The sequence below is a fragment of the Hydrogenophaga soli genome (assembly GCF_054777695.1).
On sequence record NZ_BAAHAK010000009.1, the window covers coordinates 1 to 20820 of the forward strand.

19 protein-coding genes are annotated in these 20820 nt (G+C 62.9%); 7 read left to right on the top strand and 12 right to left on the bottom strand.

Annotated elements, in window-relative coordinates; translation table 11 throughout:
- Nucleotides 1-834 precede the first annotated feature (834 nt).
- The 4 genes from ACYVB7_RS15530 to ACYVB7_RS15545 form a co-directional block, all read right to left on the bottom strand.
- Nucleotides 835-1806, bottom strand: coding sequence for an RES family NAD+ phosphorylase (locus ACYVB7_RS15530; RefSeq protein ID WP_460509332.1), 972 nt, complete (start codon nucleotides 1804-1806; stop codon nucleotides 835-837).
- Nucleotides 1807-2226, bottom strand: a complete 420-nt coding sequence (locus ACYVB7_RS15535) for a hypothetical protein (RefSeq protein ID WP_460509333.1) — start codon at nucleotides 2224-2226, stop codon at nucleotides 1807-1809.
- 190 nt (nucleotides 2227-2416) lie between these two features.
- Entirely contained in the window at nucleotides 2417-2668 is a 252-nt protein-coding gene (locus tag ACYVB7_RS15540) for a toxin-antitoxin system HicB family antitoxin (RefSeq protein ID WP_460509335.1), read from the bottom strand.
- Nucleotides 2668-3081 (bottom strand): PIN domain-containing protein, encoded by a 414-nt coding sequence (locus ACYVB7_RS15545; protein WP_460509336.1) that lies wholly within the window; start codon nucleotides 3079-3081, stop codon nucleotides 2668-2670. Before ACYVB7_RS15545 ends, ACYVB7_RS15540 begins: the two co-directional genes overlap by 1 nt.
- A gap of 415 nt (nucleotides 3082-3496) precedes the next feature.
- On the opposite strand from ACYVB7_RS15545, the gene ACYVB7_RS15550 reads away from it, so the two are divergent.
- The 6 genes from ACYVB7_RS15550 to ACYVB7_RS15575 all read left to right on the top strand — a co-directional run bounded on the left by ACYVB7_RS15550 (nucleotide 3497) and on the right by ACYVB7_RS15575 (nucleotide 9093).
- Complete coding sequence (locus ACYVB7_RS15550; protein WP_460509337.1) at nucleotides 3497-4648, top strand: IPTL-CTERM sorting domain-containing protein; 1152 nt, start codon at nucleotides 3497-3499, stop codon at nucleotides 4646-4648.
- 184 nt (nucleotides 4649-4832) lie between these two features.
- Nucleotides 4833-5312 (top strand): 4Fe-4S dicluster domain-containing protein, encoded by a 480-nt coding sequence (locus ACYVB7_RS15555; RefSeq protein ID WP_460509339.1) that lies wholly within the window; start codon nucleotides 4833-4835, stop codon nucleotides 5310-5312.
- A 38-nt stretch (nucleotides 5313-5350) separates the two neighbouring features.
- Entirely contained in the window at nucleotides 5351-7198 is a 1848-nt protein-coding gene (locus tag ACYVB7_RS15560) for an aldehyde ferredoxin oxidoreductase family protein (RefSeq protein WP_460509340.1), read from the top strand.
- Between the two features lie 5 nt (nucleotides 7199-7203).
- Nucleotides 7204-8526 carry an NAD(P)/FAD-dependent oxidoreductase gene (locus ACYVB7_RS15565; protein WP_460509342.1) on the top strand — a complete coding sequence of 441 codons (1323 nt, stop codon included), beginning with the start codon at nucleotides 7204-7206 and terminating at the stop codon, nucleotides 8524-8526.
- A 12-nt stretch (nucleotides 8527-8538) separates the two neighbouring features.
- Complete coding sequence (gene thiS, locus ACYVB7_RS15570; RefSeq protein ID WP_460509343.1) at nucleotides 8539-8793, top strand: sulfur carrier protein ThiS; 255 nt, start codon at nucleotides 8539-8541, stop codon at nucleotides 8791-8793.
- Nucleotides 8794-9093, top strand: coding sequence for a hypothetical protein (locus ACYVB7_RS15575; protein WP_460509344.1), 300 nt, complete (start codon nucleotides 8794-8796; stop codon nucleotides 9091-9093).
- 80 nt (nucleotides 9094-9173) lie between these two features.
- Here the strand turns inward: ACYVB7_RS15575 and oppF are convergent, their stop codons facing one another.
- From oppF to ACYVB7_RS15615, 8 genes are all read right to left on the bottom strand, one after another.
- Entirely contained in the window at nucleotides 9174-10175 is a 1002-nt protein-coding gene (oppF, locus tag ACYVB7_RS15580; RefSeq protein ID WP_460509345.1) for a P-loop NTPase family protein, read from the bottom strand.
- Nucleotides 10168-11160 (bottom strand): oligopeptide/dipeptide ABC transporter ATP-binding protein, encoded by a 993-nt coding sequence (locus tag ACYVB7_RS15585; RefSeq protein WP_460509346.1) that lies wholly within the window; start codon nucleotides 11158-11160, stop codon nucleotides 10168-10170. The genes oppF and ACYVB7_RS15585 overlap by 8 nt, the downstream gene beginning before the upstream one ends.
- Nucleotides 11161-11170: 10 nt before the next feature.
- Entirely contained in the window at nucleotides 11171-12079 is a 909-nt protein-coding gene (locus ACYVB7_RS15590; RefSeq protein ID WP_460509347.1) for an ABC transporter permease family protein, read from the bottom strand.
- A gap of 14 nt (nucleotides 12080-12093) precedes the next feature.
- The gene (gene oppB / locus ACYVB7_RS15595) at nucleotides 12094-13014 is read right to left on the bottom strand and encodes an ABC transporter permease family protein (protein ID WP_460509348.1); all 921 of its coding nucleotides are present in this window, start codon (nucleotides 13012-13014) and stop codon (nucleotides 12094-12096) included.
- A gap of 90 nt (nucleotides 13015-13104) precedes the next feature.
- Nucleotides 13105-15255, bottom strand: a complete 2151-nt coding sequence (locus tag ACYVB7_RS15600; protein WP_460509350.1) for a GGDEF domain-containing protein — start codon at nucleotides 15253-15255, stop codon at nucleotides 13105-13107.
- A 184-nt stretch (nucleotides 15256-15439) separates the two neighbouring features.
- Complete coding sequence (locus tag ACYVB7_RS15605) at nucleotides 15440-17053, bottom strand: peptide ABC transporter substrate-binding protein (protein WP_460509351.1); 1614 nt, start codon at nucleotides 17051-17053, stop codon at nucleotides 15440-15442.
- 86 nt (nucleotides 17054-17139) lie between these two features.
- The gene (locus ACYVB7_RS15610; RefSeq protein ID WP_460509352.1) at nucleotides 17140-17733 is read right to left on the bottom strand and encodes a 3'-5' exonuclease; all 594 of its coding nucleotides are present in this window, start codon (nucleotides 17731-17733) and stop codon (nucleotides 17140-17142) included.
- Nucleotides 17734-17868: 135 nt separating this feature from the next.
- Nucleotides 17869-18189: a ComEA family DNA-binding protein gene (locus tag ACYVB7_RS15615; protein ID WP_460509354.1), complete on the bottom strand. Its 321-nt coding sequence runs from the start codon at nucleotides 18187-18189 to the stop codon at nucleotides 17869-17871.
- 80 nt (nucleotides 18190-18269) lie between these two features.
- Between ACYVB7_RS15615 and ACYVB7_RS15620 the strand changes: the two genes are divergently transcribed.
- On the top strand, nucleotides 18270-20750 hold the full coding sequence (locus ACYVB7_RS15620) for a GspE/PulE family protein (protein WP_460509356.1): 2481 nt from the start codon (nucleotides 18270-18272) through the stop codon (nucleotides 20748-20750).
- Nucleotides 20751-20820: the final 70 nt, after the last annotated feature.

Sequence of the window (20820 nt, forward strand, 5' to 3'; positions counted from 1 at the left end):
ACGCCGATTGGGGGCATCCCTCCGGCAGAAGCTGAGGCAAACTACTGGGGGCAACTCGCCGCCAGCGACACCTCGCCAGAGGTGTCAACTTAAACCAACCGGCCTCCTTGAAACCCGGGGCGGTTCAAACTGCCGGAGAGCAGCTCGATCGACTCATCGCCATACATGCATTGCTGCTGCGGCGCGGAAGGCATTTGCGGGGCGCTTGCCCGCCTTTCTTGCGAGTATCGGCGAGGGTGAGTGAGGCTGGGACAGGAAGGGTCACGGCGCGACAGTAGATGCACTGTCTTCCGCGCAGGAATGGCGCGGGCGACGGCAGACTGCTTGGTGACTCAATTCAGACTTCTGACATCGCAACCCGAATGGCAAGTTGCGCTGCACAGTGGCCTTTCAGCTTGGCAAGGCCAAGTTCCGAATCGGGCTGGATCGCTGCTACCCAATCACGAGGCGGAACTTACAGACGTCGCCCGCGGCTCAGCGCCAACCTGAAAATCATCAACAAAAACAGCCTCTACCGCTTTATAAAAAAGCGCAAGCAGCTCTGTTTTCAATAGCGATCACTCCCGGCCACCCTTCACTCCCGCGTTTCCCACTCCGCCGCCCAACGGGGCAGGCGGTGGTTGGTGACCATGGCCAGCAGTCCCAGGCCCCGAAGGGGCCACCTGCCCACCAAGAGCCCTGTCATTCGGTGGTGTCACCCCGCTGTTGATGGCTGCCGAGGCAACGTCGGGCACCTGCACCAGGGCGGTCTTGAACTTGTCTGCTGAGGCGATGAACGGACATGGACGAAACATGGCGTCCGCGTGGTTGCACATCGGCCAACCAGGGCCTTGCTCACACCTTCGGTGGCTTGATGCCCAACTGCGCCCAACCAGCAAGCTCTTCAGCCGTTGTTTCATCAAGGCGCACGGTTGCCCCTGCTGGTGGCGTGCCAGACAGCTCGACGTAGGACCCAGGCGCGAGCCGATCTACGAAGATCGCCAAGCAGGTTCCGCCGCTTTTGCTGGACTGGTACGCAATGGCTTCAAAGTCAGCGGCCCTGATGAGTTCTGACAGGATTTGGCTGGGTGCCGGGAGGCCGAACTGAACGGGGAGCACGCGCCAGTTGTGAACCGCAGCCGCATCGTGCAGTTGCTTGCCGGTTGTCAGCATGCGCAGATCATTTGGGTTGATCTTCAAGCGCTTCTTGATCCGCTCGGCCCTCTCGGGCATTCTGATCTTGCCAAGGACTCGTGCCACGGGGCCGAGGGTTGCAGGCGTCAGCGTAAAGACCCGCGAGAGCTTGCCGTTGAGGACCACGGTGGTGTGACTCTGGCCCGGGGTGAGCGCGAGCTCCTCTGGGCGCAGTCCCTCGACCATCTGGCCTGCCTCGATTTGGAACTTCTCCCGATATGCCGTTGCATGGTCGGAGGCCAGATACAGACACGGCCATGGACTGAAAGTTTGGCTGTCAATCTCGGTCCCCGCGTTGAATCGACCTCCAATGCTGGTGAGGCTGCCTGCCGCGGACAGTGGATACAGCGTCCATTGGTAGTCAACAATCCGGACCCAGTTTTCAAGCTCCAATGGCTGGGCGGGCGTCTCTTGCAAGGCTTTCAGCAGCTCTGGGCGTCGGCGGCGACGCTCAGGTTCGAGATTGAAGTAGAGGATGTCCTGGAGCTCATCCAGGTCCGCAGAGAGCTCGCTCCAACGCTCCAGCGACTCCTCGCTGAAGCGGTCGAGCTCAAGAATGCCTTTGACTGGGGGTGCACCGGCAGCCGCACCACGAGGTGCTGGTGGAGTCGGTTTCCTGTTGCGCCGTCTCAATTACTTGACCTGCGCCTGATTTGTCATGGCTTGGATGATGAATCGGCGCAGTCTGTCGTACCGCCCCAGACGGATCATGTCGCGAGGGGAGACGTCTCCCAGCAGCGGGTTCCTTGCCCGAAACCAAGCCACTGTTTTCTCGGGATCTCCCGAAAACTGCTTGGCAACCAAATTGATGGTCGAAGCGATTTCTTCCATCCGGACTTGAACGGCCTCGGGGATGTTGTCGTCCCAGCGAACGGAGGACTCTGCGACAGCAGCGATGCGGCCCACGTCAGCCTTCTTCAGGGACAAAAACTGGGCAGCCTTTTTTGCATCGAAAGTCGTGCCGTGGCCGAACTGCAAAAGGTCTTCAGGCACTGTGTCGAACAGGCCAAATCCAGACTGGCCAGAGGCCTGGCGGACTGTGGTGGTTTCCATGATGCCCGTCGATGGGGTGGAGAAGTTGGATGCCGATTGTGGAAGGAAACACATTCAAACCACGTTTTGACCATCTTTATACCTCACTCCCGCCTGTCCCGCTCCGCCGTCCACCCAGGCAGTCGGTGGTTGTTGGCCATGGCCAGCAGCCTCAGGCTCAGCAGGGGCCACCTAGCCACCCAGAGCCTTGTCATTCGGTGGTGTCACCCCGTTGGTCAAAGGCTTCCGGGGCAACGTCGGGCACTTGCGCCAGTGCGGCCTTGAACTTGTCTGCCGATGCCCGCTCCGCCCGTTCGCTGAGGTACTTTTCGGTGGACAGAGCCGACACCTTTTCTGCCACGGCTGAGGCGATGAACTGGTTCATGGACACCTGATCATGTTTGGCCAGTTCGCGCGCCATGTGGTGCAAGGAGTCTGGCAACCGGATGCTGAGTGCGCTCATCAAAGGTTCTCCAACAAATTCAACACGTCACCCGGGGTGACCACCTGGATGCCAAAGCGGGTCGCCTGCCGGAAATCTGCCACGTTCCACGTCACGATCTGTGCATGGGCTTTTACCGCAAGTTCCAAAATGAAGTCGTCTCCGGGGTCCTTCAGTGCAGGGCGCCACAAATAGAAAATTTTGTGGTGCACGGCCTTGGCGCACACAAAGTCCACCACATCGTCAATTTGCTGCGGTGACAAGTTCAGCATGCCGCGTTTGAGCACGGCTTCATATTCGGCAACCAGGGGTGCCGACACATGAAGCTGATACCGGTCTTCGGTGAGCAGCGACAAAAGCCTGTGAGACGTTCCGCGCGAAGACTTGAGTGCCGTCAACAGCACATTGGTGTCCAGAACGATCTGCGGTTTCATTTTGGTATTGTATGCAATACCAAAATGCCTGCATAGGTCAGCTGGCCGCTGCAAACACAGGCACCCTCGCTCCCGCCTCTCCCGCTCCGCCGTCCACCCAGGCAGCCGGTGGTTGCTCAGCATGGCCCACAGCCGCAGGCCCGAGGTGACGCCTGCGGCGGCCAGCGGGGCCAGGCCGTCGGGCAGGCCCAGGGTTTGCGGCCCAGCAGCACCCACAGCCAGTTGGCACGTGCCACCCAGAAGAAGGGGCGGCGGTCCAGCCTCGCGCCTGCCCGCTGTTAAGCACGTTGCAAGCCTTATCAGGTCTCATCCGTAAGGAGCGGTTTGCAATTGCTGTAAAAATGAAGCAATTTGTGTCGAATGCGCCTTGACGGTTTGTCCGCGTTTTGCAGGCAAGCTGCGGAGCCCAGCTTGAATGGAACACAACGCTTTTCTGCGTTTTTTTCAGCCACTCTCTGTCAGGAAAGTCATGTTCTCCAATTTGATCAAATCACCATGTTGGGTGCCCGTTCAGCGGGTAGGGGCCACTTTGGTCGTTGCTATCGCAGTGCTCTGGTCCGGGCTGGCGGCAGCTGCGCCGTTTGCTTACGTCACCAACAATACTGCCGCCAACGTCTCCGTGATTGACTTGGCAAGCAATACCGTGGTGGCGACGGTGGCCGTGGGGGCCAATCCCTATGGCGTTGCCACCAATGGCACCGGCACCCGGGCTTATGTGACGAATCAGGTTGGCAACACCCTGTCGGTGATTGATGCAACAACCAACACCGTGGTGGCGACGGTGGCTGTGGGTTCTTCTCCGGTGGGGGTGGCGGTCAACCCGGCTGGTTCGCGCGTGTATGTGGCGAACTTGTCCAGTGACTCCGTGTCGGTGATCAACACGACAAGCAACACCGTGGTGGCGACGGTGCCTGTGGGGACGCAGCCGTTTGGTGTGGCCGTCAGTCCGGACGGCAGCCGGGTCTATGTGACCAATCGGGGCAGCCAAACCGTGTCCGTCATCGACACCACCAGCAATGCCGTGGTGGCGACGGTGGCGGTGGGGGTGTTGCCGGCAGGTGTCGCAGTCAGCCCGAGCGGTGGTCGGCTTTACGTGGCCAATGCGACCGACAACACCCTGTCGGTCATCAACACCGCCAGCAATGCGGTGGTGGCCACAGTGCCGGTGGGTAATTTCCCCACTGGTGTTGCCATCAATCCGGCGGGCAGTCGGGTTTATGTGACCAACAACCTTGACCACACCGTGTCGGTCGTCGACACCGGCACCAATGCCGTGGTGGCCACGGTGTCGGTGGGAACCTCGCCACGTGGTGTGGCGGTCAACCCGGATGGCAGCCGGGTTTATGTTGCCAACACCAGCAGCGCCAACGTGTCGGTGATTAACACGGCGACCCATACCGTGGTGGCAACGGTTGGGACGGGTGCTTCACCAATCGCTTTGGGCCAGTTCATTGGCGGCTGGGGTGCGTCCACCTTGAGTTCTGTGCCGACGCTATCGACCTTGGGTCTGGTGCTGCTTTCATTGCTGGTGGCCGGGGCAATGGTGCGGGGCAGAGCCAGAGGCTGACCCGCTACTCCAACTACCCATGTGTCACAAATCTGGACACTTGCGCCGCAGGTGACGCCTGGCGCGGGAAAACCCCGATGGGGGCTGGGGGTGAACGGCCAACAATGCCTATGTCCATTTGTTCATAGGCAAGGCTGTGCATACCCCTGGGGTGGCCCGGTCGTTACCCACAGGAGACCCCACCATGCAGAAAGTCCTGCACATCAACCCCGACAAGTGCACCGGGTGTTTGCAGTGCGAAATGGCGTGTTCGTTCGAGAACCACGGCGTGTACGCCACCAGCAAGTCGCGCATCAAGGTGTTCGACTTCCACCACACCGGCAAGAAGGTGCCCTACACCTGCACCCAGTGCGACGAGGCCTGGTGCCTGCACGCCTGCCCGGTGGAGGCCATCAAGGTGGACAAGGACACCGGCGCCAAGGTGGTGAACGAGACCACCTGCGTGGGCTGCAAGGTCTGCACCATTGCCTGCCCGTTCGGCACGGTGAACTACGTGCAGGAAACCGGCAAGGTGCAAAAGTGCGACCTGTGCGGTGGCGATCCGGCCTGTGCCGATGCCTGCCCCACCGGCGCCATCACCTTCATCGACGCCAACTGGACCGGCATGGGCAAGATGCAGCAGTGGGCCGAAAAGTTGGGCAACCAATCAGCCCCTTCCGCTTGATATACAAGCACTGAACGCTATACATTCAGGAGAAACACATGTCCTGGGCTGGAAAAATCCTCCGCGTCAACCTGACCGCGGGCACCGTCAAATCCGAACCGCTGAACATGGACTGGGCCCGCGCCTACCTGGGCTCGCGCGGCTTGGCGTCCAAATACCTGATCGAAGAGATCAGCCCCAAGGTGGACCCGCTGTCCGCCGACAACAAGATCATCTGGGCCACCGGCCCGCTGACGGGCACCATGGCCTCCACCGGGGGGCGCTACACCGTGGTGACCAAGGGCCCGCTGACCGGGGCCATTGCCTGCTCCAACTCGGGCGGCTACTGGGGTGCCGAACTCAAGATGGCCGGTTGGGACATGGTCATTTTTGAAGGCAAGAGCGCCAAGCCGGTGTACCTGTACATCAACGACGATGTGGCCGAACTGCGCGACGCCGCCCACCTGTGGGGCCAGAGCGTGTGGAAGACCGAGGAAATCCTGAAGACCAGCCTGCAAGACCCGCTGCTGCGCGTCTCCAGCATTGGCAAGGCTGGTGAAAACGGCGTGTTGTACGCCGCCGTGGTGAACGACTTGCACCGCGCCGCCGGGCGCTCGGGCGTGGGCACGGTCATGGGCAGCAAGAACCTCAAGGCCATTGCGGTGCGCGGCACCAAGGGCGTGGGCAATGTGCGCGACCCCAAGGCGTTCATGGCCGCCACCAAGGCCGCCAAGAAGGTGCTGGCCGACAACGGCGTGACCGGCCAGGGCCTGCCCGCCTACGGCACGCAGGTGCTGATGAACGTCATCAACGAAGTGGGCGCACTGCCCACCCGCAACCACAAGGACGTGCAGTTCGAAGGGGCCAAGGACATTTCCGCCGAGGCCATGCTGACCCCCCGCGCCACCGACGGCAAGAAGCACCTGGTGACCAACCAGGCCTGCTTTGGCTGCACCATTGCCTGTGGGCGCATCAGCAAGATGGACGAGGGCCACTTCACCGTGGCCACCAAGCCGCAGTACTGGGGGGCCTCGGGCGGGCTGGAGTACGAAGCCGCCTGGGCGCTGGGCGCGGCCAACGGCGTCAACGACCTGGAGGCCCTGCAGTACGCCAACATGCTGTGCAACGAGGAAGGCTTTGACCCCATCAGCTTCGGCGCCACCGTGGGCGCGGTGATGGAGCTGTACGAAATGGGCGTGCTGACCAAGGAGTTGCTGGGCATTGAGGCCCCGTTCGGCTCGGCCCAGGCGCTGGCCTACTTTGCCGAAATCACCGCCAAGGGCGAAGGTTTTGGCAAGGAAATCGGCCAGGGCTCCAAGCGGCTGACGGCCAAGTATGGTCACCCCGACCTGTCCATGAGCGTCAAGGGCCAGGAATTCCCGGCCTACGACGGCCGCGTCATTCAAGGCATTGGCCTGGCCTATGCCACCAGCAACCGCGGTGCCTGCCACCTGCGGGGCTACACCATCGCGTCTGAAGTGCTGGGCATTCCAGTCAAGACCGAGCCGGTGGACGCCAACGGCAAGCCCGAGCTGGTGAAAGCCTTCCAGGACGCCACCGCGGCGTTTGACTCGGCGGGCGTGTGCATCTTCACCAGCTTTGCCTGGACGCTGGCCGACGTGGCCCCGCAAGTGCAGGCCGCCTGCGGCGAGGAGTACACGGTGGAGCACCTCAACCACATTGGTGAGCGCATCTGGAACATGGAGCGCGACTTCAACAACAACGCCGGCTTCACCGCCGCCGATGACAAGCTGCCCAAGCGCCTGCTGACCGAAGCCGCCAAGACCGGCCCCGCCGCCGGTGTGGTGAGCAAGCTGCCCGAGATGCTGCCCAAGTACTACGACGTGCGCGGCTGGAACGCCGACGGCACCGTCAAGCCCGAAACCCGCGAACGCCTGGGACTGTGAGCAGCATGACGCACCATGTGATCGTGGGTGCCGGCCCGGCCGGCGTGATTGCGGCGGAAACCCTCCGCAAGCATGCGCCGTCCGACCGCATCACCCTCATCGGCGACGAGCCCGAGGCCCCGTACTCGCGCATGGCCATTCCCTACCTGCTGATGGGCAACATCCAGGAAGAGGGCACCTGGCTGCGCAAGACGGCCACGCACTGGGCCGACAGGCGCATCGAGCGCCAGACGGCGCGGGTGACCGCGGTGCGCCCGGGCGCAGCCGGGCAGCCCCACACCCTGGTGCTGGACAACGGCGACACGCTGCAGGCCGACCGCGTGCTGCTGGCCAGCGGCTCGCAGCCAGTGCAGCCGCCCATTCCGGGCATCAACGCTCCCAACGTGCACACCTGCTGGACGCTGGCCGACGCCCGCGCCATCATGGCCAAGGCCCAGTCGGGTGCGCGGGTGTTGCAGATGGGCGCAGGTTTCATCGGCTGCATCATCATGGAAGCGCTGGCCGCCCGTGGCGTGCAGCTCAGCGTGGTGGAAATGGGCGACCGCATGGTGCCCCGCATGATGGGCCCGGTGGCGGGCGGCATGATCCGCCGCTGGGTGGAGGGCAAGGGCATTGCCGTGCACACCGGGGCGCGGGTGGAGTCCATCGAACCCGTGGCCGCCGTGGCCGACCAGCCCGCGTTCAGCCGCGTGCGCCTGTCCACCGGGCAGGTGCTGGAGGCCGACCTCATCATCAGCGCCACGGGTGTCAAACCCGCCATGGGTTTTCTGGAAGGCTCGGGCGTGTTGTGTCTGCAAGGCGTGCTGACCGACGAGCACATGGAAACCTCGGTGCCCGGCATCTACGCCGCGGGCGACTGTGCCGAAGCCTTTGACAAGGTGAGTGGCAAGCCCATCGTCAGCGCCATCCAGCCCAACGCGGCCGACCAAGCCTATGTGGCGGCGCTGAACATGGTGCACCGCCCTGGCCAGCCGCGGGCGGAGTTGAAAGGCGTCACCCAGATCAACGTGCTCGACACACTGGGCCTGATTTCCGCCAGCTTTGGTCAGTGGGAAGGAGTGCCCGGCGGCCAGTCGGTGGAACGGGTGGACGAAGCCAACCACCGCGCACTCACCCTGCAGTTCGACGGCGACGTGATGGTGGGTTGCAACAGCGTGGGCTGGACCCAGCATGTGGGCGTGATGCGCGGGCTGGTGGAAGGCCGGGTGCGCCTGGGCGAGTGGAAGGACAAGCTGCTGGCCGACCCCACCCAGCTCATGCACGCCTACCTGGCCAGCGCGCAAGCGCAGGGCGCGTGGAGCGGTGCGGGCGATGCGCGGCGGCGTTGACAATCCGGCCCCATGCGCATCACCCTCAAGCTGTTTGCCACGCTGACCGACTACCTGCCCCCGGACGCCCGGCGGGCCAACCAGGTGCCCCTGGACCTGCCCGACGGGTCCACGGTGGCCCAGGCCTACGAGCCTTTCGGGCTGCCCGCCAAGCTGGTGCACCTGGTGCTGGTCAACGGGCATTACATCGCCCCGGAGGCCCGCCCCGCCCATGCCCTGAAAGACGGTGACGTGCTGGCCCTCTGGCCCCCCATTGCCGGGGGCTGAGTGACGGTTCCCGACACCTTCGAGCGCGACATGGGCTGCACCGAGGCCGAGCTTAGTCGCTGCCTGCCCCAGGCGCTGGCAGGCTTGGACTGGGTGGCCGAAGACCAAGGCTTTTGCGTGCAGTGGCCGGACGCTGGAGGGCGTTTGCAGGTGCGCTGGGCCGCCTTGCCACCCCGCAGGCTGGGTTTGGCCGTGATCCCGCGGCTGGGCCTGCGCTTTTGTTTTGACGGGGTGTCCGCAGACCAGCGCCACGCCTGGTTGCAGCGCTTCGACCTGTACACCCGCCGCGGCGGAGGCTGATCAGGACGTTTGCACAGCACCCGGGCCGATTCGCCCAGCACCTGGTGCCGGTTGTGGAGGACGCGTGGGGTTGCCCAGGGTCAGGCGTCAGCCGTCACCAGGTGGCAGGCGGCCAGGGTCTGGTTCTGGGTGCGTACCCAGTCAGGCGGCGTGTTCTTGCAGTGAGGCGTGGCTTGGGGGCAGCGGGTGGAGAACACGCAGCCCGAGGGCGGATTCATGGGCGATGGCAGGTCGCCCGACAGCAGCCGAATGTGCTTGTTCCGTTCCTTGGTTGGATCGGGAATGGGAATGGCCGACAGCAGCGCCTGTGTGTATGGGTGCTGCGGCGTGCTGTAGAGCGGGTGTTTGTGGGCCAGTTCCATGGGCTGCCCCAGGTACATCACCATCACACGGTGGCTGATGTGCCGCACCACCGCCAGATCGTGGGCGATGAAGATCAGCGACAAGCCCATTTCTGCTTGCAGTTCCCGCAGCAGGTTGACGATTTGGGCCTGTATGGACACATCCAGCGCGGACACAGGCTCGTCGCACACCACCAGCTTGGGCTTGAGGATGAGGGCGCGGGCAATGCCGATGCGTTGGCACTGTCCGCCCGAGAACTCGTGCGGGTAGCGGTTGATGTGTTGGGGCATCAGACCCACACGGTCCATCATGGAGCGCACTTGCTTCATGATTTCGGCGTTTCCCCACTCGGGGTGGTGGGTGCGAAGCGGCTCGGCAATGATCTGGGCAACGGTCATGCGCGGATTCAGGCTGGCCAAGGGGTCTTGAAACACCATTTGCACGTCGCGTCGCAGGGCTTGCCATTCACTGGCACTGGCCCCGAACATTTCTTTGCCTTGCCATTGAATCGAGCCGCTGGTGGCTGGGTTGAGGTTGAGGATGGCGCGTGCCAGGGTTGATTTGCCGCAACCCGACTCTCCCACCACACCCAGGGTTTCACCCGCGGCGAGATCGAAGGACACCCCGTTGACGGCCTTGAGGGTGTGAGGGGGTTGCCAGGGCCAGGCTTGGGCTGCACGGATCTGGAAATGCACATGCAAATCGCGCACTTGCAGCAACGGAGTGGGCGAGTCAGTCATGGCCGGTGTCCAAGGGGGGCAGTGCTTCTGCGCGCAGGTGACAGGCACGCAGCCGTTGGCCGCTGCCCAATGGCCGCAGGCTTGGGGGATGCTGGGCGCATGCATCCAGTGCCAGGCCGCAGCGTGGCTGGAACGGACACCCCAGCGGGGGGTGCGCCATGTTGGGCGGTGTGCCGGGAATGGCTTGCAACGCGTCGTCGTCGCGGTCCATGCGGGGAATGGCCTGCAACAGCCCCTGGGTGTAGGGGTGGCTGGGCGTTTGGAACAGCGACAGCGCATCGCCTTGTTCCATGACCCGTCCGCCATACAGCACCAGCACTTGGTCGCACAGGCCCGCCACCACCCCCAGGTCGTGGGTGATGAGCACGATGGCGGTGCCGAAGTCCCGTTGCAGTTCACGCAGCAGGCTGAGGATTTGTGCTTGCACCGTGACGTCGAGTGCCGTGGTGGGCTCGTCGGCCACCAGCAGCTCGGGCTCGCACAGCAGCGCCATGGCAATCAACACGCGTTGACGCATGCCGCCCGAGAACTCGTGCGGGTGCATGTCCAACCGGCGTGCGGCTTCAGGGATTTTGACGGCATCCAGCATGCGCAGCGACTGGGCCCGGGCGCTCTTGCGGTCCATGCCTTTGTGGAGCTGAAGCACTTCGGTCATTTGCCGCTCCACCGTCAGGTAGGGGTTGAGCGAGGTCACAGGATCTTGAAAGATCATGGCCACACGGTTGCCCCGGATGCGGTTGAGCGCCTGCTCCGGCAGGGTGAGCAAGTTCTGCCCCTGGTACATCGCCTCGCCGGTGGCTTTGCCATTGCGGGCCAGCAGGCCCATCAAGGCCAGCACGGTCTGGCTTTTGCCCGAGCCGCTTTCACCCACGATGCCCAGGGTTTGTCCTTTGTCCACCGAAAAGCTGACCCCGTTGACGGCATACACCGGCCCATCGGGGGTGGAGAACTGCACGCCAAGGTTGGCCACATCAAGCAAAGCCATGGGCTGTTCCTCAGCGTTCTTTCGGGTCGAGCGCGTCGCGCAGGCCGTCGCCGATGTAGTTGAAGCAATACAGCGTGGTGGACAACAGCGCGGCGGGAAACAGCAGGATCCAGGGGGAGATTTCCATCACCGAGGTGCCGTCGTGGATGAGCACGCCCCAACTGGTCATGGGCTCCTGGATGCCCAGGCCCAGGAACGAGAGCACCGACTCGGTCAGGATCACGCCAGGCACGGTCACCGTGGTGTAGATCACCACGATGCCCAGCAGGTTGGGCACGATGTGCTGATAAATGATGCGCCATGTGGGCACGCCGATGGCGCGCGCAGCTTCCACAAACTCGCGTGAGCGCAGCGACAGCGTTTGGCCTCGCACCACCCGGGCCATGTCCATCCAAGAGAACACGGTGATGGTGACCACCACCAAATAAAAGTCGCGTCCCAGCAGCGTCACCATCAGGATGGCGATGAGCAGGTAGGGCACCGCGTACATCATGTCAACGATGCGCATCATCAGGCTGTCCACCCGCCCCCCCAGGAAGCCCGCGGTGGCCCCCCAGGCAATGCCCAGGCTGGCGGAGGTGAGGGTGGCCAACAGGCCCACCATCAGTGAAATGCGTCCCCCCATCAGGCTGCGCACCAACAAGTCGCGGCCCGACTCATCGGTGCCAAACCAGTGGAAGTTGCGCCAGGTGGGGGGCTGGCTCATGGCGTCCCAATCTGAGGTGTCGTAGGCGTGGGGCAGGACCCAGGGACCGATGACACACATGAGCGTCACCAGGATCAGCAGCACCAGGCTGACCACCGCCGCCTTGTTGTGCATGAAGCGTCGGCGGGCGTCGGTCCAGGGGCTGCGGCCTTGGACGGCGGTTTGTGCCACGACCGTGAGCTGGTCCACCAGTGCTTCGTTCTTGCTGGACATGAGGGGCTCCGTGTTCAGTAGCGGATCTTGGGGTCCAGCAGCGCATAGGCCAGGTCCACCAGCAGGTTGAGCACCACGGCAATGACGGTGATGAGCACCACCAAGCCAAGCACCAGGGTGTAGTCACGGTTGGCCGCCCCATTGACGATGAGTTTGCCCAGGCCGGGCAGCGAGAACACCGTTTCCGTCACCATGGCGGCAGTGATGGAGGAGATGGCCATGGGGCCAATCAGCGAGACCACGGGCAGCAATGCGGGCTTGAGCGTGTGGCGCAGCACGACGGTGCGCATGGGCAGGCCCTTGGCCCGTGCGGTGCGAATGAAGTTGCTTGACAGCACTTCAATCATGCTGCCGCGCATCACCCGGCCAATGGTGGCGGTGTTGATGATGACCAGCAACGCCATGGGCAGCACCATGTAGCGCACTTCAAAGTCGGACCAGCCACCCGAGGGCACCCATTTGAGCCCGATGGCAAACACCAGCACCAGGACGGGGCCGAGCACAAAGGGCGGGAAGGCATGCCCCACGTTGCCCAGCAGCATGGCGAAGTAGTCCACGAAACTGTTTTGCCGGAGGGCCGCCACGATGCCCAGCGCCACGCCAATCACCAATGCAATCACCATGGAGCCCCCGCCAATCAGGAGCGATACAGGGAGGGCGTTGGCCACCAGTTCATTGACGGTCCAGTCTTCATAGCGAAATGAGGCCCCCAGATCGCCATGGAGCAAACTCTGAAGGTAGAGCAGGTATTGCTTCCAAAGCGGTTCGTCGAGGTGGTACTTGGCTTGCAGGTTGGCCAGCACGGCGGCTGACACTTTGCGTTCGCTGTCGAACGGCCCCCCGGGTGTGAGGTGCAGCATCAGGTAACACAAGGTGATGACCGCCAGCAGCGTGGGCAGGGTTGCCAGCAGACGGCGAAATGCATAAGTCCACATGGCCAGTCTCTTTCAATGTCCTATCCGTTCGTCCGTCGTGGAGAGAGGTAGGCTGTGTGCAAGACTTGGATTGTCAACCATCAACGCCTTTTACTCGGGGGGCTTCTGCGTCTGGAATGGGGTGTTGGTCAATTGCCTGGCGGCCTCGACCCTGTTGCGGCCTTCGGCTTTGGCACGGTAGAGGGCGCAGTCCGCACGGGCCAGGAGTGCTTCGATGCGAGTGTCATTCGCCGCACGGGTTGCTATGCCAAAACTCGCTGTGACGTGCACGGGCTGGTCGTTGCAGCGCAATGTCAGCACCTCGGTTTCCTGGCGCAGATACTGCGCAACCCGCATCGCGCCATCGAGATCAGCCCTGGGCAACAGCAAGACAAACTCCTCGCCACCATAGCGGCCAAAGAGGTCGTGAGGGCGTTTGTGGCTGCGTGCCAACGCAGCAAATGCACGCAGAACCTGGTCCCCGAAGGCGTGTCCCCAAGTGTCGTTGAGCAGTTTGAAGCGGTCCAGGTCCACCATGATGACGGAGAGTGCTACTTGTTCGCGCTGGGCCCGTTGGAACTCCACGCTTGCCCGCTCGAAAAAGTAGCGGCGTGTCATGGCCTTCGTCAGCTCGTCTTCCCGCGCCGCAGCGAGCACGCTGGCGTAGAGCCTTGCGTTTTGCACCGCCACGGAAACAGAGGCTGCCAATGTCGTGAGGGTGGCCAAGTCCCGGTCGGTGTATGCGTAAGGCACACGGTTTTGGGCGGAGATGATCCCAATGACTTCATCGTTGATGACCATGGGCGCAAAGAGAAGCGACCGGTGGCGGCTTTCTGTGCCGTGGGATTGGGGGAGCTCCGGGAGGTAGCGGCGGTATTCAAGGGTGGCGTCGCCCATCATCAGCGGTTGGCGGTGCTCCACGCACCATCCCGAAAAACTGTTGGAGTTGTGTGTCAACAGCACGGGGGGCAAGCGCTGGCCGCCTTCCAAGAGCAGTTCGTAATGGATCTGGTCGTGCTCGGCATCGTAGAGACCGAGCCCGAAGCTGTCGGTCTTCATGAGCGCACCAATGCCTTCGTACACAGCCAGCACGATGTCTTCGAGCTTGAGGCTGGCCGCAATTTGGCGACCAATGTCGCCCAGCGCAGTGAGTACGCGCGTTTGTTCGCGCAGGTCTTGTGCACTGCGGTCAGCTTCCCATGCCGCGATTTGCTGCTGCAGGTCTTGGGCCGCCGTGCGTGCCGATAGCTGTTGGAAGCGTTCCAGGGCTTCAAACGCCTCTTTCCACTGTGCTTGCCGACGCAACAGTTGTGCCAATGCGCTCCAGGCTTTGGTCTCTTGCGGCAACGCGCCTGTCATTTGCGCCAACTGCACCACCAGCCGCAGTTCATCAAGCGCTCGCTCAGGTGCGAGAGGGCTGAGCACGGCAGCCATTTGCAGGTGGGCTTCCGACTCCACCGATGCATTGCCCGTTTGCCGGGACAAGGCAATGGCCTCGTCCAGCGATTGCAGCGCGTCAGCAGTTGCCTGCCGCTTGGCCTGAATGCTGGCCAGAACGGTAAGCCCCTCTGCTAGGTTGACGGCACAGTTCAGTTTGCGCGACAGCGCAATGGATTCGTCCACCAGGGCCTGGGCCTCGTCCAGCTTGTCCAGTGCCAGTAGCGCTTGCCCCAAAGTGAAGAGCGTGATGGCCCGGTTGAGCGGGCGGGCAAAGTCGTTGGCCAGCGCCTGGCGCAAGATCTGCTCGGCTGCTGGGTACTGCTCCAGGTTGACCAAGGTGCTGCCGATGTTCAGTCGCAGCACATTGGCCAAGGGGTCGTTGGTTCGGATGGCCTCGTCCAGTGCTTCCCGGTATCTGCGCAATGCCAACTCCGAGTTGCCCCTGTCTTTGGCAACGCAGGCCATTCCATTGAGCGCCTTGAGTCGATAGGCCTCGTTTCCCAGGCGTTGCATGGCATGCTCCACGCGCTCGAAAAGGCGTTGGGCTTCGGCGTAGTTGGCGCTGTCAAGTTCGATCCAAGCCAGCTCGTACTCGCAGTGTGCCGCCGCTGCCCCCCAGCCATGGTCATTGCAGTGTTGCAGCTCCTGGCGTAACAAAGGCCCTGTTTGATCGCTTTGGAACTGGCGATACTGATCTACGAAGTTCGCCAGCGCCAATGCGCGTGCTTCCCCAACGGGATGGGACTGCAGTTCGATGCGAAGTTCATCTACCGTGGTGGCAGTAAAGGCAAGGGGTGTATGCGGCATTTGGGTTGCGATCATGGTGGCCCGCCTACCAGGGGGCGCAGGTTTACCCCCGGAAAGCCCCCCCAAAAATCGATACTGATAATGTAGCGTTTTCGCTTATTTGTAAGGGAGCGTAAGCAAATTGAAACGCAACAACCACCCGACCGGGTGCCCTGTCGGGTGATCTTCGATGGACTGATGCCGGATGAGCAGGCCAGACTCAGTGCTTGATGATGTACAGATCCTTGGAGCGGTAGCGGTCCAGCGAGTTGGTGCTGGAATATCCACCCACCCAGGGCTTGACCAAGCGGGGCATGGAGTATTGCAGCAGGGGCATCAGCGGGTAGTCTTCCATGACCAGTTTGGCCGCCTGTGTCAGCAGCTCTGCACGCTTTTTGTCATCACTGAGTTTGTTGCCCTGTGCAATCAACTCTTCGGCTTTCTTGTTGCAGTTCTTGTTGTCATTCTGGTCGGAGTCACACTGCACCAGGGTCAGGAAGGTGGTGGCGTCGTTGTAATCGGCCACCCAGCCATTGCGGGCAACTTGGTATTCACCATCGTGGCGTTTTTTCAGCAGCACTTTGAATTCCATGGCCTCCATGTCCATGTCCAGCCCCAGCTTGGTTTTCCACTCTGAGGCCACGAAGATGGCCATCTTCTTGTGGTACTCATCGGTGTTGTATGAAAACTTGAGCCTGGTGCCGGGCTTGACGCCAGCCTCGGCCAACAGTTTTTTGGCTTCGGCCACACGTTTGTCCATGGGCCAGGATGCCCATTCGTACGTGGTGACATCGGCTCCTTTGGTGCCCCGAACGATCACTCCATAAGCGGGAGCTTGACCATCCGCTGTGACTTTTTGGGCCAGGATGTCTCGGTCCACGACCATCGACAAGGCCTTGCGAACCTTCAGGTCTTTCAGCAGAGGGTCCTGGTTGTTGAATGAGTAGTAGCGCAAGCCCAGGGTGGCGGCATTTTGCAACTCTTTGGGGTACTGGGCCTTGTACTTTTCGTAGGTGCCGGCGGGCAACTGGTAGACCCAGTGGTTTTCGCCCGACTCGTAGAGCTTGACGTCGGCGTCGCGGCTTTCAATGGCGAGGAAGGTGGACTTGGTCAGCACCACGTTTTTTGCGTCCCAGTACTGGGGATTTTTGGTCAGCACGACTTTGGCGTTGACTTGCCAGTCGCTCAGTATGTAGGCCCCGTTGCTGACGATGTTGCCCGGCTTGGTCCAAGCCTTACCGAACTTGTCCACCGTGGCTTTGTGGATGGGTGCGAACTGGCTGTTGGACACCAGTTCGGGCATGTAGCTGACGGGGAAGGGCGTCTTGATTTCCAGGGTGTGCTTGTCCAGGGCTTTCACGCCCAGGTCTTTGGAGGGTTTCTTGCCTTCCACCACTTCCGGGCCATTGAGCAGGAACATGCCGAAGGTGGACGCATAGGGCGAGGCTGTGCTGGGTTCCAGGAAACGGCGGACGCCGTACACCACGTCATCGGCGGTGATGGCTTCACCGTTGGACCATTTGGCGTTCTTGCGAAGGTTGAACACCCAGGTGGTGGCATCGGTTTGTTTCCAGGTCTCGGCCAGGCCGGGTACCACCACGCCATTGTTGTCGGTGGCGGTGAGGGCCTCGAACAGGTCGCGAACGATGTTGTGCGCGGGCAGGGATTCGCTCAAGGCCGGGTCCAGAGACTCCGGCTCCGATCCGTTGTTGCGGATCAGCTCCTGCTTGTCGCTCAAAGACACGCCCGCGGGGATCACGGCGGCGTAAGCGCTGCTGACCAGGGACAGTGCAATGGCAACGGCCACAGACGAGAGCTTCTGCTGAACTGGCATGTGAAATCCTTCCTGAATGATGAAAAGTTAATTTTAAGGATGGAATGCGTTGATGCGGCGGGAATGGGCAAGGGTCGTGCTGATGTTCATTTGGCTTCAGTCTGAACCAAGCGTTGAGATCCTGAACAGTGAATGATGTTTTTTGCGCGGTTCTGTTGACTCGTGACGGCGGCATGGGCGGTGACGCGCACCCAGGTTTGTTGCAGCACCCGGGCGTCGTTGCTGGCGCGGTGGCGGTTGAGCTTCAGTTCGTCAAGCACTTGGGTCTTGGCTGCGTCCCAGCGGGCCAGGGCCGCTTCGTCCAGCGCCTGGCGCAGGTCTTTGAGGACGAACTGGGGTTGCATGTCCGCTGCGTCGAACAGGCGGGCCAGCCATTGGAAGTCGTGGTACCACGCGTCGGTGTACACGGTTTGGGCATGGAGGCAGCGGTTCAGTTCCGAGGCCACCCGCGCCGCGGGTTTGCCGTGGGCCTTGAGCACCTCACGGGTGATGCCGTGCACCGCCTCGGCGGTGGGTTCCCAGTGCTGCCAGTCGGGCTCGGGGCTGATGAGCGAGCAGTAGGCCGCCCCATCGGGCAGCACTGCGCCCACTTCAATGGGGTAGCTGCCCAGGCCAAAACCGGATGCTTCGATGTCGATGACGCAGGGGGCTTCGCAAGGGAGGCTGGTCGTGCTGCTCATGGGGCCATTGTCGCGGGCGTGGCTGGCCTGTTGGGCGGGGCAAACCCCAGTCGGCGGGCCTGCAGGGTGTCAGTGTGGTGCATGGGCTGCCGTACATGGGCCGCGTGTTCGAGGCCCACACCTCCGGGGGCGGGGTTACGGTGCCGGGGAGGCCCAGGGCTGGCCGTTGACGGTCACCCCCTGCTCGGACCACTTGCGGGCGGTGGCGGCGCCAATGCCCTTGACCCGGCGCATCAGGTCCGGCCAGGAGTCGAACGGCGCCTGTTGACGGGCCGCGAGGATGCGGGCCGTCAGCGCCGGGCCACTGCCCCGGATGGCGTCCAGGTCGGCCTCGGACGCCTGGTTGATGTCCAGGGCGTGCCCGTTTTGCATGCACAGCCCCAGCAGCGCGATGGCGCCCAGGTGGCGCAGGGGCAGCTTCCACGGACGAGGACACAGGAAACGGCGCGTTCGCATGGGGTGGGGTTCCGTTAAGCTCGGTGTCATTCTGGCGCAAACGCTGCCCAGGCCCGTTGTGAACCTTGACCCAGGCCGCCATGTCTTCCTTCTACGATACCCGACCTCCCGTTTTCGACGAAGCCAACCCCAACGCCTTCTGGTGGCCCACCCCGCCGTTTGCCGGGTATCCGCAGGTGCAGATGTCGTCCGGGCCGCTCAAGGGCTTGCTGGTGGGCATGAACCAGAAGAGCACCCGCACCCTGCTGATGCACTTTGACTTGCGGGGTGGCTTGATCACCGTGCAGATTGCCCGGGGACAGGCCCCCATGGTGGTGCGCTTCCAGCAGTTTCGCCGGTTGGATGTGGACGAGCCGGTGCACCCGGAGGTGCCCCAGCAGTCCGACCCGCACGCGGCGTTGCTGGCCCACCGGCCGGTGTCTCCTTTCTCGGTGGTGTACGTCGATGGGGTGGTGGCCGAGGGCAAGACCATCGGCCATGTGGAAATGGAGCAGGGGCTGTTCCTGTTTCCCCCCGTGGACGACCAGGGCACCGTGTCCCGGGTGTTCATCCCCAAGCAGGCCTACAAATCATTCTCGGTGGGGGAGCGGGTGGGGGAAATCCTGGTGGCCCAGGCCAAGGTGACGCCCAGCGAGATCCACCAGGCAGTGGCCGAGCAAGACCAGCTTCGGCGCCGAAAGCTGGGCGACGTGCTGGTGAGCCAGAACATCATCACGCCCGAGCAGCTGCTGGAGGCCATCGACATGCAGGCCCGCCTGCCCGTGATGCGCCTGGGCGAGTCGCTGGTGGCGCTGAACATGATCACCGAAGACCAGCTGCGCGAGGCCCTGCAGCTGCAAAGCAAGGAGCAGGGGGTTCCGCTGGGCGAGCTGCTGGTCAAGAAGGGCCTGGTCACCCGCGAGAACCTGCAAACCGCCTTGGCCCACAAGATGGGCTACCCCTTGGTGGACGTGACCACCTTCCCCGTGGAAACGGCCGCCTGCAAGGCCGTGCCCCATGCCATGGCCGAGCGCCTGGAGGTGTTGCCCCTGCTGCTGCGCGACGGGCGGCTGGTGGTGGCCATGGAGGACCCCACCCGCCGCGCGGCCATCAGTGAGTTGGAGTTTTCCACCCAGTCCAAGGTGGTGGCCGCGTTGGCCAAGCTGGGGACGGTCAAACCGTCCTTGTACCAGGCCTACCTGCACCTGGGCCTGGATGCGGGTGGGCTTCGGGGCGACATTGCCCCCGTGGATGGTTCTTCGCTGCTGGCGCAGATGCAGAGCGACGCCCCGGTGGAAGAACCCGAGGCCAACGACGATTCCGGGGCCATCCAGCAAAACGACAACCAGCTGGTGCGGCTGATCAACACCATGATCATCGAGGCCCACAACCAGGGGGTGTCGGACATTCACGTGGAATGCCCCGCGGGCAAGGAAAAAATCCGCATCCGCTTTCGCAAGGACGGCCAGCTCAAGAACTACTTGGAGCTGCCGCCCAACTACCGCTCGGCGCTGGTGGCGCGCATCAAGATCATGTGCGACCTGGACATTTCGGAGCGCCGCCGCGCCCAGGACGGCAAGATCAACTTCGCCCGCTTCTCGCCCCAGCACAAGCTGGAGCTGCGGGTGGCCACCATCCCCACCGCCAACGGCGTGGAAGACGTGGTGATGCGTCTGCTGGCCGCCAGCAAGCCGCTGCCGCTGGACGGCATTGGCCTGTCGCCCCACAACTTCAAGCAACTCAGCTGGGCCGTGCAGCGCCCCTATGGCATGGTGCTGTGCGTGGGCCCCACCGGCTCCGGCAAAACCACCACCTTGCACTCGGCGCTGGGTTTCATCAACAACGAAACCACCAAGATCTGGACCGCCGAAGACCCGGTGGAAATCACCCAGCCCGGCCTGCGCCAGGTGCAGGTCAACCCCAAGATCGACTGGACCTTTGCCAAGGCGCTCAAGTCCTTCCTGCGGGCCGACCCCGACGTGATCATGGTGGGCGAAATCCGCGACGCCGAAACCGCGCACATGGCCATCGAAGCCTCGCTGACCGGCCACTTGGTGCTGTCCACCCTGCACACCAACAGCGCCCCCGAAACCATCACCCGCCTGCTGGACATGGGCATGGACCCGTTCAACTTTGCCGATTCGCTGCTGGCCGTGCTGGCCCAGCGCCTGGGGCGGCGCTTGTGCAAGGACTGCAAGGTGGGCAGCCCGGCCACGCCCGAGCAGGTGGACGAACTGCTGGACGACTTCATGCACGTCTACGGCACCACGCCGCCGCGCACCCGCGAGGACGTGCGGGCCGAATGGCAGCAGCGCTTTGCCGAGAACGGCCAGCTTGTGCTCTACCGCCCGGTGGGCTGCGACAAGTGCGACCAGCGGGGCTACCGCGGCCGCGTGGGTTTTCACGAGCTGCTGACGGTGTCACGCCCGCTGCGCCGCATGATCCAAAAGGGCGAGCGGGCCGAAGAAATCCAGCGCCAGGCCCTGAGCGAAGGCATGCAGACGCTGCGCCAGGACGGCATCGAAAAGGTGCTGCAAGGCCTGACCAGCCTGGACGAGGTGAGGGCGGTCAGCAACGTGTGATCCAAACAGTTGGTTGTTGTTTTTGAGTGTCATTTTTCATAAATACTATGATGGCTGCCCGTTTTTGCAC